General features: G+C 52.5%; 12 protein-coding genes. 8 read left to right on the forward strand and 4 right to left on the reverse strand.

Going from position 1 to position 15130, the window contains the following annotated elements:
* Window positions 1–2: 2 nt before the first annotated feature.
* From B5F07_RS03970 to B5F07_RS03980, 3 genes are read right to left on the reverse strand one after another with little or no spacing between them, the layout of a single operon-like run.
* Window positions 3–233 (reverse strand): phosphopantetheine-binding protein, encoded by a 231-nt coding sequence (locus tag B5F07_RS03970; protein ID WP_087159976.1) that lies wholly within the window; start codon window positions 231–233, stop codon window positions 3–5.
* Complete coding sequence (locus B5F07_RS03975; protein WP_087159977.1) at window positions 205–1428, reverse strand: diaminopimelate decarboxylase family protein; 1224 nt, start codon at window positions 1426–1428, stop codon at window positions 205–207. Before B5F07_RS03975 ends, B5F07_RS03970 begins: the two co-directional genes overlap by 29 nt.
* Before the next feature lie 31 nt (window positions 1429–1459).
* Window positions 1460–3007: an amino acid adenylation domain-containing protein gene (locus B5F07_RS03980; RefSeq protein WP_242972421.1), complete on the reverse strand. Its 1548-nt coding sequence runs from the start codon at window positions 3005–3007 to the stop codon at window positions 1460–1462.
* A 221-nt stretch (window positions 3008–3228) separates the two neighbouring features.
* On the opposite strand from B5F07_RS03980, the gene B5F07_RS03985 reads away from it, so the two are divergent.
* The 6 genes from B5F07_RS03985 (at window position 3229) to B5F07_RS04010 (ending at window position 9360) form a co-directional block, all read left to right on the forward strand.
* Window positions 3229–4071 (forward strand): inositol monophosphatase family protein, encoded by an 843-nt coding sequence (locus B5F07_RS03985; protein ID WP_087159978.1) that lies wholly within the window; start codon window positions 3229–3231, stop codon window positions 4069–4071.
* 21 nt (window positions 4072–4092) lie between these two features.
* The gene (locus B5F07_RS03990; RefSeq protein WP_087159979.1) at window positions 4093–4971 is read left to right on the forward strand and encodes a LysR family transcriptional regulator; all 879 of its coding nucleotides are present in this window, start codon (window positions 4093–4095) and stop codon (window positions 4969–4971) included.
* A gap of 160 nt (window positions 4972–5131) precedes the next feature.
* Complete coding sequence (locus B5F07_RS03995) at window positions 5132–5983, forward strand: cell division protein FtsQ (protein WP_087160027.1); 852 nt, start codon at window positions 5132–5134, stop codon at window positions 5981–5983.
* A 6-nt stretch (window positions 5984–5989) separates the two neighbouring features.
* A complete protein-coding gene (locus B5F07_RS04000; RefSeq protein ID WP_087159980.1) occupies window positions 5990–7717 on the forward strand; it encodes an ABC transporter ATP-binding protein in 1728 nt (575 codons plus the stop codon).
* Complete coding sequence (locus B5F07_RS04005; RefSeq protein WP_242972422.1) at window positions 7710–8546, forward strand: energy-coupling factor transporter transmembrane component T family protein; 837 nt, start codon at window positions 7710–7712, stop codon at window positions 8544–8546. The genes B5F07_RS04000 and B5F07_RS04005 overlap by 8 nt, the downstream gene beginning before the upstream one ends.
* Before the next feature lie 16 nt (window positions 8547–8562).
* Window positions 8563–9360 (forward strand): PHP-associated domain-containing protein, encoded by a 798-nt coding sequence (locus B5F07_RS04010; RefSeq protein WP_087159982.1) that lies wholly within the window; start codon window positions 8563–8565, stop codon window positions 9358–9360.
* Between the two features lie 59 nt (window positions 9361–9419).
* Here the strand turns inward: B5F07_RS04010 and B5F07_RS04015 are convergent, their stop codons facing one another.
* Window positions 9420–10289 carry a MurR/RpiR family transcriptional regulator gene (locus B5F07_RS04015; RefSeq protein ID WP_162613048.1) on the reverse strand — a complete coding sequence of 290 codons (870 nt, stop codon included), beginning with the start codon at window positions 10287–10289 and terminating at the stop codon, window positions 9420–9422.
* 180 nt (window positions 10290–10469) lie between these two features.
* Between B5F07_RS04015 and B5F07_RS04020 the strand changes: the two genes are divergently transcribed.
* Both B5F07_RS04020 and B5F07_RS04025 read left to right on the forward strand, forming a co-directional pair.
* Complete coding sequence (locus B5F07_RS04020) at window positions 10470–14033, forward strand: ABC transporter ATP-binding protein/permease (RefSeq protein WP_087159984.1); 3564 nt, start codon at window positions 10470–10472, stop codon at window positions 14031–14033.
* 128 nt (window positions 14034–14161) lie between these two features.
* A complete protein-coding gene (locus tag B5F07_RS04025; RefSeq protein ID WP_087159985.1) occupies window positions 14162–15115 on the forward strand; it encodes an AAA family ATPase in 954 nt (317 codons plus the stop codon).
* Window positions 15116–15130 lie beyond the last annotated feature (15 nt).

Below are 15130 nucleotides of genomic sequence, written 5' to 3' on the forward strand. Positions count from 1 at the left end.
GATCAGTTCTCCTGCTGAAGGCGGGTGACCATCTTCCACATGGCAGCGGCGGAGTTGAAGTTCTCCGGCACCATCTCGGAGGCTTCGATCGTGATATCAAACGCCTCTTCCAGTTCTGCGACCAGTGTGATCACCCCGAAGGAATCGAGAAGCTGGTCGTCGATCAGTCTTTCCTCAGATGCGAAGTCAATGCTGTCATCTATCTCATTTAAAATATTCATCAGTTTTTCCATTTTTATCTTCTCCTTTTCTGCACATGTTAAATTGATAAGTGTCGATCCTTTCTCTGACCTGGCGCCATCCGCGGACCGAGTCATAGGTGACGGCGAGGGGGAGTGCGTGGCTCAGGAACAGAGACATTCCTTCCATACAGGAATAAGCGCCGGTCCTCTCAAATGCGAGGACGCGTCCGGTCTTTACTCCCTGAAGGGAGATGTCATGACAGAGAACATCGTTTACCGTACAGAGAGCACCGCAGACAGTCCATTTTTTTTCAGGACCGGGGATCCCTTCCGGCAGCAGGCGCACACACGGCTCATACATCCCGCGTATCTGCCCGTCATAGTTCATCTGATGGTTCCCGCCGTCGACGATACAGTAGTTTGTACTGCCGTTTTGCTTTACATCTGCGATCTCTGTGAGGTAGAATCCGCAGGAGGCGGCCAGAGCACGCCCGAGTTCAATGGTCACATGTCCTTTCCAGCGCATGTTCTCTATTGCTCCCGCAAGACGTTCAAGCCCTTCATCGGTGTAGGCGGGTGCCTCCTTTCCGCGAAAGTACGGTACGGCGGTTCCGGGACCGTACTCGAGATGTTCTGCATGGAACTGGTAGTCTTTTTCCAGGCGGAGCAGAAACCCGTCCAGGTAGTTCAGTTCTCTTTCAAACTGCTCCGGATTTTTTTTCTGGGTGCCGGAAAAATAATGGATCCCCTCGATCTTCAGGTATGGGCTCATATTTCCCACCCGGATCATGTTTTCGAGGGCATTCTCGCTCACGCCAAACTGGTTTCCGCTTGTGAGTCGGGGATATAGCCTGAGAGAAACGGAATGGGCATCGCTCCATTCGGCAAAATAGTGGAATTGTTTGGCTGATTCCACGGTATAGGCACTTTTATCCCGGCAGTAATCCAGAATTTCGGGAATATCGGACTTCTTTTTCAGTACGCCCGAGATAAAGAGCTTCTCCGGAGGGATCCCAAGCTCCCGGCAGATCCTGAATTCCCCCATGGAGCACACTTCGATCCTGTCGGTGAGACCGGCCATAGTTTCCGTCAGGAAGGGGTTTGCTTTCATGGCATAACAAAGGCCGGTGCCGGATGAGAGCCTTCCGCGGATCCGTTTTGTCTCTGCGGCAAGGATATCCAGATTGAAGATATAAAGCGGTGTACCATAGCGGGTATATGCGTATTCAAGTTGTTCCGATCTCATGTGTTATCATCTCCTTTCCGAGGGTATGGCATCAGAGGCATGCCTGACGCTGAAAATAGCTTCGGTCTGTCTTTCCGTTTTTATTGAGCGGCATTACTTCTGTGCGGATGATCCTGGAGGGGACCATATAGAGAGGAAGCTTTTCTTTCATACTTTTCCGCACATCCGCAGGTACCGCATCGCCCAGGTAAAATCCAACGATCCGTTTCCTGTCCGGGTCAAATACACAGCAGCTTTTTTCCACATGATCGATGCCGTTCAAGGCGCTTTCGATCTCTTCCAGTTCGATCCTGCGTCCCATGTGCTTGATCTGAAAATCTTTCCTTCCCGCAAAGACAAGTTCCCCGTTTTCGTTATAATATGCCAGATCACCCGTGCGGTAAAAAAGTTCTTCTTTTCCGGAACTGTCTGTCCTTCTGACAAAACTGCGCGCTGTGGCTTCCGGATTCCGGTAATAGCCGCAGGAGACAGACTCTCCTGCCACACAGATCTCGCCCCGCCGGGCAGGGGATACGATCTCCCGGCCATCCTCGTCAAGGAGAAAGACCTGGCGTCCGGGGAAAGGCCGTCCTGCCGGGATCTTTTCATTGTCGGAAAATTCCCGTCCTATGGGATAGTAAGTACAGTTGCACGTGATCTCTGTGGGACCGTAGAGATTTACAAAGGCGGCGTCAGGCAGAGCTTTCTGCCAGATACGGAGCTGTCCGGGCGGCATGGCCTCTCCGCTGAACAGGACCCTTTTCACACAGACGGGGATACGGTAGTCCAGGCCTTTCAGGGATGAGATCAGGGTAAGTGCGGAGACGGCCCACGTCAGTGTGGTCACCTGTTTCTCGCAGAGATAGTCGATAAGCACCGGCGGAGTGGTGAAGAGCTTCTTCGGGATCAGCACGAGCTGTGCGCCGGTCATGACTGCGGAACAGATGTCTTTTACGGATACGTCGAAATCAAAGGGAGCCTGATTCCCGAGGCGGTCATCCTCCGTGATGCCGAAGAGTTCCGTAAAATGTCCGATGAACCGAATGGCTGCTTCATGGTTTACAACGACCGCTTTCGGAGTCCCGGTAGAACCGGAGGTGAAGATCCCGTACAGGAGATCCTGCCCGCTCATACCGGTGCGGATGGAGTCAAGCCGCTCTGTGTCGGTTTCTTCCTGCATCAGCATCTCCGGAGTGAAGACTTTTGGGGAAATCCCGCCGGTTTCCGGACATGTGAAGTCCGAACTGCCGCTGTCCTCTGTTACGACGATGGGCGAATCCAGAGTATCAAGGATCTTGCGGATCCGTTCCGGAGGGTTGTCCGGACTGACCGGAACATAGAAACACCCAGCATAGACAGCTCCAAGCATGACTGCCAGAGTCCGTGCGCTCTTTTCCATAAGGACCGGAACGGGAGAACCGGGGCTGACATGGCGGCTTAAGGCGCTCCCGATCTGCCGTGACAGAGAGGCGAGCCCGTGCCAGGTAAGCCGGCAGGAGCCGTCGTCCACAGCAGTTTTATATCCGCAGCGCTTTTCCGTCCTTTCCAGATGGTCGAGAAGGTTCATTCCCGGGGCGCTGTTAAGAATCTTTTTCTGCATAATTCATCACCTCGTATTTCTTTTTTGGATGGACCTTATTATGCCGTATAGTTCTTAACAGGTCCTGAAAAGATTCTTAACACTTCTTTAAAATTGGGAAAATATGTCATGTTGCATCCGGGAGGCTTCAAAGATTATAATAAGAAAGGAAATTCCTTCAGCGGGAATTCCCGGAACACGGAGAAAGAAAAAACTGATCGATTCAGGGAAAGGACAGAAATATGAGAGAACAGAACATTAACTATACAGAAATCGAAAATATCATCCGCCGGGCGGGGATGCAGATCAAAGAGGCACATCTTACGGGAGATCTGGTGAGCCGCAAAGCAGGGGACGCCAATTTCGTAACCAGTTTTGACGTGGCGGTCCAGAAGTTCCTGATCAGGGAACTGCATAAGGTCCTGCCGGAAGCGTCGTTCTTCGGCGAGGAGGAGACGGAAGGAAATACCAGAGAAGAGAATCCCCGGGGGTACTGCTTCTTTATCGATCCTATCGACGGAACGACCAATTTCATGTTCCATTATAATTACAGCTGTGTCTCAGTCGGGCTTGCATATGGCGGAAAGATGAGAGCAGGATGGGTGTACAACCCTTATGTGGACGAGATGTTTACCGGGATACGGGGAGAGGGGGCATTTCTGAACGGGGAAAAGATACGGATGCAGGATCTGCCTCTGGAAGAGGGGATCGCTTCATTTGGATGCGCCCGCTACAATGAATCGGACACAGGAATGCTCTTTGATACGGTGGAGAAGATGTTTCATCGCTGTCTGGCTGTCCGGAGCGGAGGCTCTGCGGCTTTAGATCTGTGCCGTACAGCATCCGGTTCCAGTGTGGTGTACGTGGAGATGAAGCTTCAGCCCTATGATTACGCGGCGGCGTCTGTGATCATCGAGGAGGCGGGAGGAAAGATCGGCCAGATGGACGGAAGCGGGATCACGCTGGACGTACCCTGTTCCATCCTGGCAGGAACGGGACAGGCGGTGGAACAGGTACGCGATATACTTGCACAGTGTCAGCGGGAGAAAAATGCCGGGAATGGTGAAAACGACGGAAAAGCGTGAGGAAAAGGATCAGGTGGACAGATGGATATACGGGTCTTAAGATATTTTCTGGCGGTGGTCAGAGAGGAAAACATTTCGAGGGCGGCGGAGGTGCTCCATATCACTCAGCCTACCTTAAGCCGGCAGATCGCCCGGCTCGAGGAAGAACTGGGGACAAAACTTTTTGTGAGGGGAAAACGACTTTCCCTGACCGACGCGGGGCTGATGCTGCGAAGAAGGGCGGAGGAAGTGTCTGAACTGATGGATAAGATCGAGAGCGAATTTGCGGAACCGGATGAGATCAGCGGAAAGATCGTGATCGGTGAGGGAGCGCTGAAGTCTTCGGAGATCCTGGGACAGGCAATGATGCGGTTCCGCCGGAAATATCCGGGCGTCATGTATGAGATCTACTGCAATACCTCTGATTATATCCTGGAACAGTTAAACAAGGGGGTGTGTGATCTGGGACTGCTCATGGAACCTGTCGATATCGAAAAGTATGACTTTATCCGTATTCCTGTGCAGGAGCGGTGGGGGCTGTTTATGAGCGGGGAGAACCCTCTCGCGGAAAAGGAAAAGATCTGCAGGGAAGATCTCAAAGGAGTACCGCTGCTCACGCCGAGCCGCCTTTCCGTACAGAAGGAGATCGCTCACTGGCTGGGGAAAGAACTGGACAGTCTCGATGTGTTCGGTACATGCAATATCATCACCAATGCCCAGGTGAGCGCAGATCCGGGAAGGCTCTGTTTTCTGACAGTGGAGGGGGCCATGGATCATCTTCAGGAGGAAAAGCTTGTGTTCCGTCCTTTGTATCCGGAGCTGTCACTTTCATCTGTCCTTGTGTGGAAAAAATTTCAGCCTTATTCCAGGACTGTGGGAAAATTTCTGGAGGAACTCCGCAGGATCTGTGCGGAAATATGACGAAAATGAAAAATAATTTACATAAATCGACTTAACGTAAATTTTACTTACATTTTATTGCTCTGTGATATAAAAAGGGAAAACAGTGGATTATAATAATTTCAGTCGGAAACGACAGAGAAAATGTAAATGAGAGATTTATTTTATGGAGGAGATTATTATGAATCCGCAAAACAAGATCACACAGTCACAGAAACTGATGGTATTTGTATTATCCATGACACTTTACGGGCTTGCGACACTTTTCACGGAGCTGATCCCGTCATTTCAGGTGGGCATCGTGGAGTTTTCCGTGGAGTATTTTCTGTTCATACCGCTGACCCTGGCCATGCTTTTTGACCCGCTGTCCGCAGCGCTCGGAGCGGCAACCGGTGAACTGGTATTCAGCGAGATCATGCTGGGACAGTTTGGCGGCCTGGGAGAGCTGGAGAAGTTCATCACGGTTACGATCGGTGTGTTTATCGCGGGAAGGATCGTGAGAAACCCGCAGAAGAGAGGCATGGTGGCATTTGCATCCATCCTCGGCGTTACAGTGCAGCAGCTGATGGGATGCGCTGTTGACATTCTGAAAGTACAGTTTGCAGTGGAAGAGTTCGAGGCTGTTCCGGGACTTCCGGAGAGTGTGTTTTTCACAGAAGGATTCGCCTGTCTCAACGACATCCTTTTCTCCGGTATCCTCTTCTGTATGCTGCCGACCATGTTCCTGGTGCCGAAGCTGTACGGAAAGATCGAGCCTCTTCTTGGCATGAAACCAAGGGATGAGAAGACTTCACTTGCAGGCGGCGTGCTTCCGGCAAAGACGATCCTGATCTGTATAGCAGCCTTTGCGGCAGCGATCGCAGCGGAGCTTCTCGCCTCCGGAGGATATGAGCTGATCGACTGGGAGGCAGCATGGGCAGGAAGCACGGCAAATATCATCATTGCCATTATCATCGCGGCCGTGGTATCCCTGATCGTGATCGGCGTGATCCGCAGCAGGGCGGCACAGAGAAATGAAGCAGGGCAGAGGTAATGTGAAGTGAGCGCAGTAGAGATAAAGAACCTTACATTTACTTATCCGGGCGCAAAAGAACCGATTCTGAAAAATGTATCACTTGAGATCGAGGAGGGGGATTTCCTGGCAGTCGTCGGAAACAACGGCTGTGGGAAATCCACTTTGTGTAAGACCCTCAACGGTCTGATCCCCCACTTTATCCTGGGAGATATGGAGGGGGAAGTGAGGATCGAAGGAGTGAGTACGAAAGAGCAGGAGATCGGGACTCTGGCGAAAAAGGTCGGATATGTGTATCAGGATTTTGAAAATCAGATCGTCTGTCCTACGGTTCTGGAGGACGCTTCCTATGCCTGCCTGAACTATGCGATGGAGGATTATGAAGAAAAAGGGAGAGAGGCTCTGGAAATATGCGGACTCGCCTCAAAGGTGGGAGACTATGTGTGGCAGCTCTCCGGAGGCCAGAAGCATCTCCTGGCGCTGGCAGGAACCGCGGCTCTTAGTCCGGACATTCTGATCCTGGACGAGCCCATCGCACAGCTCGACCCCATGCATGCGGGCCGGATCTACGATATCTTAAAGGAGCTGAATGAGAAATATCACAAGACGGTCATCGTCATCGAGCATCACACCGGATATATTGCGAAATACTGCAAAAACGTCCTTCTTATGAAGGACGGGGGCGTGAAGTGGAAACTCTCGGCGAAGGAGGGGCTCCGTCGGGTGGATGAACTTCTGGAGAGCAATATCTTTCCGCCCCAGGTGACAAGGGCCGCCCTGCAGATGAAGCGGGCGGGGATTCTGCCGGAGTCTGTGGTGCTTCCGGTTGACATCGAAGACGGGAAAAAGGTGTTTGCCCCTTATCTGAAAGAGACCGGTCCCTTCAGAAGAGAGACGGCAGAAAGTCGGGCATCAGAGCGGAAACTGGAAAATGGCGGAAAACTGGTCTCCTTTGACAATGTGACCGTGACCTACCGGGCGGTAAAAGGCGAGCCGCCCAAGATCTTCGACAACTTCTCCCTGGAGATCCGCAAAGGGGAAAAGATCGCTCTGATCGGCTCCAACGGTGCGGGGAAATCCACCATGCTCAAACTGATGATGGGGCTGATCCGTCCCGGTGTCGGAAGGGTAACGATACGCGGGAAAGAGACCGGGAGCATTTCAAAAGAAGAACTGGGAAAGACCATCTCCATGGTATATCAGAACCCGGAGGAGATGTTTATCATGGATTCCATCCGCAGGGACGTGGAGTATGCCATGAAAGTGCGGAAGGTGGAAAACTACGAAAAGCGCACGGATGAACTTCTGGAAATGTTCCGCCTCACTGATCTGGCGGACCGGGACGGCCGTCTCCTCTCAGGAGGGCAGATGCGCCGGGCCTCCCTGGCCATCGGCATTGCCCTGAATCCGGAGATGCTTCTCCTGGACGAGCCCACGGCGAATCTGGATATCGCCACAAGACGGGAGATCATGAAGACCCTGCAGATGCTCAAGGGCATCACGGACACCGTGGTGATCGCGACCCATGACATGCAGCTCGTGTGCGACTGGGCGGAGCGCATCATCGTGCTCTCCTCCGGCTATGTGATCGCGGACGGGCCGAAGGAGCAGATCTTTGCGGATATGTACGTGCGCTCTCAGGTGGGGATCCGTCCCCCGGAGATCTACGACATGGGCCGGGAACTGGGAATATTAAAGCCCTGCTTTACGATCGATGAATTCATCGGATGTTTCGGAGGTGGTCAAAATGCATAAACTGACAGAAAATATTCTGGATAAGATCTCCATTGATTTCTTGAGAAACCAGGTTCTGAAAAATGCATACGGAAACGATGATACCGTGATCGCCGGACTGGATCCGAGGATCCTCCTGGTCTGGTATCTCTTCTTCGGACTGGTGCCCTGGTTCATGAACGACCTTGTTCTGCTCCTGTGCTTCTTCCTCTTTGTGGTGATGACAACGAGAGCAGCCAGGATCGCGCCCCTTGTCCTTGTCCTGTTCTGCGTGGGCGTGTTCACCCAGACCGGATACCTGTTTATCGCAGCGCTCTTCTTCGGAGGGAATACCGGGACCATCGTTCCCCTTCTTGTGATGACGCTGAAAGTCGCAGTGGTATCCCTGGCTTCCATCACGGTGTTCTCCGGACTGGATCCGGACCGTCTGGCCAGCGGGCTTTTGTGGTACGGCTGCCCGGGACAGCTTTCCTTTTCCATCTCTTTCGCCTACCGGATCCTCCCGGTCCTGATGGAAGAGTTCCAGAACATCCTTCTGTCCTACCGGATGAGGGGAAATCCGCCGGATAAGAGCACGTTTTTCGGGAAGATCCGCTATCTGGGATACCAGATCAAACTGATCATCCAGTCCTTCTACCCATTGATGCTCAACACGGCGAAGCGCTCCAGGACAACCGTGGAGGCCCTGGAACTCAGGGGATACCGCTATTCCCTGCAGAACCCTGCGGTGAAGCGGATGAAGCTTGCCATGCTGAAAGTCACGAGGAATGATGTGATTTTTGTCTGCGTTTCCGCGGTATGGGTGGCAGTCAGTTTTATTTTGTCCGCGGGACTGTCAAATGTAATATAGAGAGGATGGAAAACTGTTGAAGATCGATATTCACACACACGCAAAACTGGCAAAAAAACTGCCGTTTTCAAAAGAATATACGGACTGGCTGTTCCGGGAGGCGTCCCGGGCGGGGCTCGACGCCCTGTGTCTGACCGAGCATTTTAACACTCTGGGATTCGATGAGGTATACCGCTATATCGCCAGACGGAGCACAAGAGATGGAGACAGTCTTGTGACGGAGAACGGATTCAGGATCTTTCCGGGGATGGAAGTGGACATCGCCGAGGGCGGACATACCCTGGTGATCGGACCTCTGGAATGTATCCTGGAGATGAACCGCAGACTGGAACCACATAAGATACCGGGAAATTTCCTGCCTTTTGCCGAATGGTCGAAGATGGCGGGGGAATATCCGGTGCTCTTCGGGGCCGCACACCCCTACCGGGAGGGCGGACATATCCCGGAACTCCCGGAGGAGATGCTTGCGCGCTTTATGTTTCTGGATATCAACGGGAAGGACCTGGCGAAAGACAGAGCAGGTACCTGGGAGAAGATGAAAGCACTCTCGAAAAAACTGAACCTCCCCCTGGTGGCGGGGAGCGACACCCACCAGTCCTTCCAGTACGGATGTGTCTGCAACATATTTGAGCGTACGGTAAATAAGGTGGAAGATCTGTACGGCGAGGTCAGAAAAGGAGCATATCAGATCGCGGAATCAGACTATCTGAGTTTTCAGGTGGAGACTGCCGGGATCCTCAAACGATCCCTCAAAGAGATCCACGCCCTGGGAGGAGACTATGTGTCCGTCCTCCTCAGAGGCGCAGAGATATAGGCAGCTGTCTGCAAAAGTACCGGAGTGCCGATGCCTCCGGTACTTCTGAGCGCGGGACGCTATCTCGGGATATCTTCCCTGTAGTGCTCCTTGAGCTGATAGAGCCGGTCCAGATTCTCTCCGGAGTTTTCCAGTTTGGCGCCGATCATGACGACCAGGGCGTCGAGGAGGGCGGCCGGGGCAGCCATGGAGTGGTAGTCCGAGGGCTCTCCGCGGTAGACATACAGGGTGATGATGTCCGAGGCGCTGCTGAAGGAGTGGTAGAGCCTGCTTGTAAAGAAGATGCACGGAAAACCGGTTTCCGACTGGTATTTCAGGAGAACTTCCGCCTCACGGGGCGTTTTCTGGAAGCCGAAGAGGATGACCAGATCCCGTTTCGTAAAAAGATTCATATATTCAAAAAGTTCGGAACTGCCGGGCGGAAGGATCACTGTGCGTATCCCGAAGCGGCGGAGCCGGAAGTCGAGGAGCTGCGCCATGGAGAGCGCGGCTCCTTTTGCGTACAGATAGATGGTATCGGCATTGATGATAGCTGACACGGCCTGTTCCAGAACGGCAGGATTAAGAAAAGAAAGGGTCTTCTCAATGCAGAACTGCTGGTGGCGCAGGAAGTTTTCCGGTGTGCCCGGCGCGCCTTCCTCTGCGGCAGAGTTCAGCTTCCCGATGGTGGAGATCAGTTTGCCGGCGGGAGAGTGGTCGCCTTCTTCGCTGATATGCTCAAAGACAGAATTTTTCAGACCTTTGAAATCATCATATCCGCAGTGGCGGGCAAAACGTGAGATGGTGGGATCGGACGTGCCGATGTGCCGTGCGACTTCTCCGATGGTCATATGAATGAAGGATTCCGGATTTTCTATAATAAAATTGATGATCTTCTGTTCCGTCCGGGTAAAATCCCGGTCTTCACGGATAAAGTATACGCTGTTCATAATAGTCCCTCTTCTGGTTAATAGGCTGTAATCCATCGTACCATATTATGAATGAGAAAGAAATCCTTTCTTTATAAATTGTTTATAATTAAAAGGGTTGTGTACATAGAAAAAATCACCTATACTGTATCATGTCGAAAATATCACAGGAAAAGCAGCGGAAAGGAAGAGTAATATTTTATGCTTCAGATACAACATATCTGCAAGGAATACCGGACAGGAAAGCTTGTGCAGAAAGCACTTGACGATGTGAGTCTGAACTTAAGGGACAATGAATTTGTGGCGATCTTAGGCCCCAGCGGTTCCGGAAAGACGACCCTGCTCAACATCATCGGCGGACTGGACCGGTATGACAGCGGAGATCTGATCATCAACAGCATTTCAACAAAACAGTATAAAGACCGGGACTGGGATTCCTACCGGAACCATACCATCGGCTTTGTATTTCAGAGCTATAACCTGATCCCCCACCAGACGGTGCTGGCCAATGTGGAACTGGCGCTTACCATATCGGGGATCGGTAAAGCAGAGCGAAGAGAGCGGGCAAAGCGTGCTCTTGAGCAGGTGGGACTCGGGGAACAGCTCCATAAGAAGCCTAACCAGATGTCAGGAGGACAGATGCAGAGAGTGGCGATCGCGCGGGCGCTCGTAAATGACCCGGATATCCTTCTGGCCGATGAACCTACGGGTGCTCTTGACAGTGATACGAGCGTGCAGGTCATGGATCTGCTGCGGGAGGTGGCGAAGGACCGTCTCGTGGTGATGGTGACCCACAATCCCGAACTGGCTGAGCAGTATGCGACAAGGATCGTCCGCCTGCGGGATGGAAAGATCCGCTCGGACTCGGATCCGTATGTGGTGGATGAGGCGGCTCTGGCAGAGCCCGCCCATAAAAATATGGGGAAATCTTCCATGTCGTTTCTTACTGCACTGTCTTTAAGCTTTAATAACCTTCGGACAAAAAAAGCCAGGACACTGCTGACGGCATTTGCCGGTTCCATCGGAATCATCGGAATCGCCCTGATCCTTGCGCTCTCCACAGGAGTAAACGACTATATCGCGTCTGTGGAGGAGGAGACACTTTCCGAATATCCCCTGCAGATCCAGAGTACCGGAGTGGACCTTACCTCCATGCTGGGGGGAGGAGATGCCATAGTTGAGGATGAACCGGCGGAAGTGGATGTTATCGAGATGGTCTCGGATATGTTTTCCACGATGAACTCCAATGACCTGGAGTCGCTCAAGAGTTACCTGGACAGCGGGGAGAGCGGAATCGAGGAATATACGAACGCGGTCGAATACTCTTATAATGTTACGCCGCTGATCTATCGTCAGGACGATGACAGGATCCGGAAAGTGAACCCGGATGAGTCTTTTGATTCCCTTGGATTCGGATCGTCATCCGGGGGCAACAGTATGATGTCCTCCATGATGAGCACGGATGTGTTCTATGAAATGCCGGAAAATGAAGAGCTTTATGCAGATCAGTATGACGTGAAGGCGGGGCGGTGGCCGGAAAAATATAACGAGTGTGTGCTCGTACTTACATCCGGCGGCAACATCAGTGACTTTATGCTCTATACCCTGGGACTGAGAGACAGTACAGAACTGGATGAGATGATCCGGCAGTTTGCCAATGAGGAGACGATCGAGACGCCGGGAAATATGGGGTCCTATTCTTATGAAGATTTTATCGGTATCAGCTTTAAACTGGTGAACAGTGCGGACTGTTATGAATATGACAGTGAATACGGGGTCTGGACAGACCGTTCGGAAAATGAGGAATATATGGAAAATCTGGTGGCAGCGGGAGAAGATATAGAGATCGTGGGTGTTGTCCAGCCCTCGGAAGACGCCAATGGGGCTCTCCTTTCCACCGGCATCGGCTACCTGCCTTCCCTGACAGAGCATGTGGCCGGGGAGGCTGCGGATTCGGAGATCGTCAAGGCGCAGCTGGCAGATCCTGACGTTAATGTATTTACAGGCGAGGCCTTCGGGGCAGAGGACACTTCAGAAGGTTTTGATATGAATTCCCTGTTCACTATCGATGCGGAGGCTCTGCAGAATGCCTTCCGGTTCGACGAGAGCGTGCTGACAGAGGCCATGGCGGGGCTGAACTTCTCAGACTCCATGAGTCCGGATCCCGGGAGCCTGGATCTGTCCGGTATGATCGATCTGGAAGACATTCAGATCAGCATGCCGGATATGCCGCAGCTCAGTCTCAGCGACTTCCTGGACGGCCTGGAAGTCACCATCACGGCAGACCAGCTCAGCAGTCTGGCGTCGGGACTCCTTGAAGGTTACCAGGAGTACGCGAAGGAGAACCCGCAGGCAGATTATTCCGGACTGGGTGACGCGGTCATGAATTACCTCAGGACCGACGAGGCAAAAACGATCCTTACAGATAACATACGGGAGATCATAGAGGCCGGCGGAGGGATCGCCGTATCGGCAGATGAACTGGAGGAACTGGTTAAAAATGTGATGTCAGGTTATCAGCAGTTTGCCTCAGAGAACGGCTATACGGATCCGGACCGGTTCGACGAGTATCTTCTGGAGTATCTGCAGACCTCCCAGGCACAGCAGGTGCTGCAGCAGTGGGCGGACAGTATTTTCCGGGACAGTATCGAAAATGTGGCCGTGACGGCAGAACAGCTTGATAAACTGGCCAGAGAGCTGGCGGCGGGATATCAGAGCTATGCATCGGCCAACGGTCTGCCGGACCCGTCGAAGATGGGCGGGTATTTTATTGATTATCTGGGAACAGATGATGCACAGTCCCGGCTGACAGGGGCGCTTTCCGGCATGGTGAATATGGACTATATACAGGAGCAGATCTCCGGATCCCTGCAGAATTATATGCAGGATGTGCTTTCCTCTTACGGGCAGGCGGTTGGGACAGCTATCCAGACCCAGGTAACATCTGCCATGACCCAGGTGATGGGCCAGATCTCTTCCGGTATCGAGGCCGCGATGACGGATGCGGCGGGAGAGATCGGGGCAGGCATCCAGGATGCGCTCAGCATTGACCCGGATGCTTTTCTGGGGGCATTTACCATGAACATGACCGGGGATGAGTTTACCCAGCTTATGATGTCGCTCAGCGCGAGAGAAAATTCTACATATGACAGCAACCTTCAGTCACTGGGGTATGTAGATTTTGCAGTGCCGAGCGGGATCGATATCTACCCGAAGGATTTTGAGAGCAAGGAGTATGTGCTTGACATCCTGGATGATTATAATGCGCGCATGGAATCAGAAGGCAGAGAGGAGCAGGTGATCACCTACACGGATACTGTCGGGACTCTGATGTCCTCGGTGACGGATATTATCGATATCATAAGCTATGTGCTCATCGCTTTTGTGGCCATCTCGCTTGTGGTGTCATCGATCATGATCGGTGTCATCACTTATATCAGTGTTCTGGAGAGAAAGAAAGAGATCGGAATCCTTCGGGCTATAGGGGCGTCCAAAGGGAATATCTCAGAAGTGTTTAACGCGGAGACCTTTATCATCGGGCTGTGTGCCGGACTTCTGGGAATCGGGATCACACTGCTGCTACTGATCCCGGGAAATGCGCTGATCCATCATCTGGCGGACACAAACGACATTAATGCCGTCCTTCCGGTGCCGTATGCTGTGATCCTGATCCTGCTCAGTGTGATCCTGACTCTGGTCGGAGGTCTGCTCCCGTCCAGAAAGGCGGCTAAGAGCGATCCGGTGACGGCGCTGAGGACAGAGTGACGTTATAACCGGCGGGTTAATAGAGAAAAACCAAGTGGAAGTTCCCTTTTAGGGAACTTTCCTTTATAATAAAGATTAAAATGCAGAGGTTATCGGCGCGTTTTCTCTATGGAAAGGAGGCGGAACACATGGACAGGGAGAGTGAGGCGGCTTCGGCGGTCATGGAGCAGGTAAACAGGGTCATACTGGGAAAAGAAAACGAGATCCGTGAGATCATGACGGCGTTTCTGGCCGACGGGCACATTCTGCTGGAGGATATTCCCGGAGTGGGAAAAACGACCATGGCAGTGGCATTTTCAAAGACCATGGAACTGGAATATCGAAGGATCCAGTTTACGCCGGATGTTCTGCCTTCGGATCTGACGGGGTTTTCAATCTATCGGAGAGAAGAGGAGAAGTTTGTTTACCAGCAGGGCAGTGTTTTCTGCAATCTGCTCCTCGCAGATGAGATCAACCGTACATCTCCGAAAACACAGTCTGCACTTCTGGAAGTCATGGAGGAACGCAGGGTGACCGTGGACGGGGTGACGAGAGAAGTACCGGAGCCGTTTCTGGTGATCGCCACACAGAATCCGTCCGGAAGTACGGGGACGCAGTATCTGCCGGAAGCTCAGGTAGATCGTTTTATGATCAGTATGACGATAGGGTATCCTGATTTTGAGAGCGAACTTGAAATGGCAAAATCAGCAGGGGCAAGAGGCAGGGCTGAGCAGGTCAGCCGGGTCATGACCAGAGAAATGCTCTGCCGGATCCGGAGCAGAATCCATGAAGTATATATGAAAGAGGAACTGTACCGCTACCTGGTAGAACTTGTAACAGCTACCAGAACGCACCCCTATGTGGAACGCGGGGCAAGTCCGAGAGCTACGATCGCGCTGGTCAGGATGTCAAAGGCGGCTGCATGGCTTGCAGGCAGGGATTATGTGATGCCCGGTGATGTGAGCAGTCAGTTTCCATATGTGGTTTCCCACCGGATCATGCTGAATGCGGCTGCCGTTATGGAGAGGATCCCGAAGAGTCAGGTCCTTGATGAGATCGTTGACCGGATCGGAAAACCAATGATGGGGGAGGGACGCGTATGAGAAAGGCCGTGTTCC

It is taken from the genome of Lachnoclostridium sp. An169, from assembly GCF_002160525.1.
GTDB lineage: Bacteria > Bacillota > Clostridia > Lachnospirales > Lachnospiraceae > Mediterraneibacter > Mediterraneibacter cottocaccae.

Excerpts from the sequence above, each read along its gene's own strand:
- B5F07_RS03975 (WP_087159977.1), bottom strand. The coding sequence starts at position 1,428 with ATGAGATCGGAACAACTTGAATACGCATATACCCGCTATGGTACACCG.
- B5F07_RS04020 (WP_087159984.1), top strand. The coding sequence starts at position 10,470 with ATGCTTCAGATACAACATATCTGCAAGGAATACCGGACAGGAAAGCTT.
- B5F07_RS03970 (WP_087159976.1), bottom strand. The coding sequence starts at position 233 with ATGGAAAAACTGATGAATATTTTAAATGAGATAGATGACAGCATTGAC.
- B5F07_RS04015 (WP_162613048.1), bottom strand. The coding sequence starts at position 10,289 with ATGAACAGCGTATACTTTATCCGTGAAGACCGGGATTTTACCCGGACG.
- B5F07_RS03980 (WP_242972421.1), bottom strand. The coding sequence starts at position 3,007 with ATGCAGAAAAAGATTCTTAACAGCGCCCCGGGAATGAACCTTCTCGAC.
- B5F07_RS04005 (WP_242972422.1), top strand. The coding sequence starts at position 7,710 with ATGCATAAACTGACAGAAAATATTCTGGATAAGATCTCCATTGATTTC.
- B5F07_RS03985 (WP_087159978.1), top strand. The coding sequence starts at position 3,229 with ATGAGAGAACAGAACATTAACTATACAGAAATCGAAAATATCATCCGC.
- B5F07_RS03995 (WP_087160027.1), top strand. The coding sequence starts at position 5,132 with ATGAATCCGCAAAACAAGATCACACAGTCACAGAAACTGATGGTATTT.
- B5F07_RS04025 (WP_087159985.1), top strand. The coding sequence starts at position 14,162 with ATGGACAGGGAGAGTGAGGCGGCTTCGGCGGTCATGGAGCAGGTAAAC.
- B5F07_RS03990 (WP_087159979.1), top strand. The coding sequence starts at position 4,093 with ATGGATATACGGGTCTTAAGATATTTTCTGGCGGTGGTCAGAGAGGAA.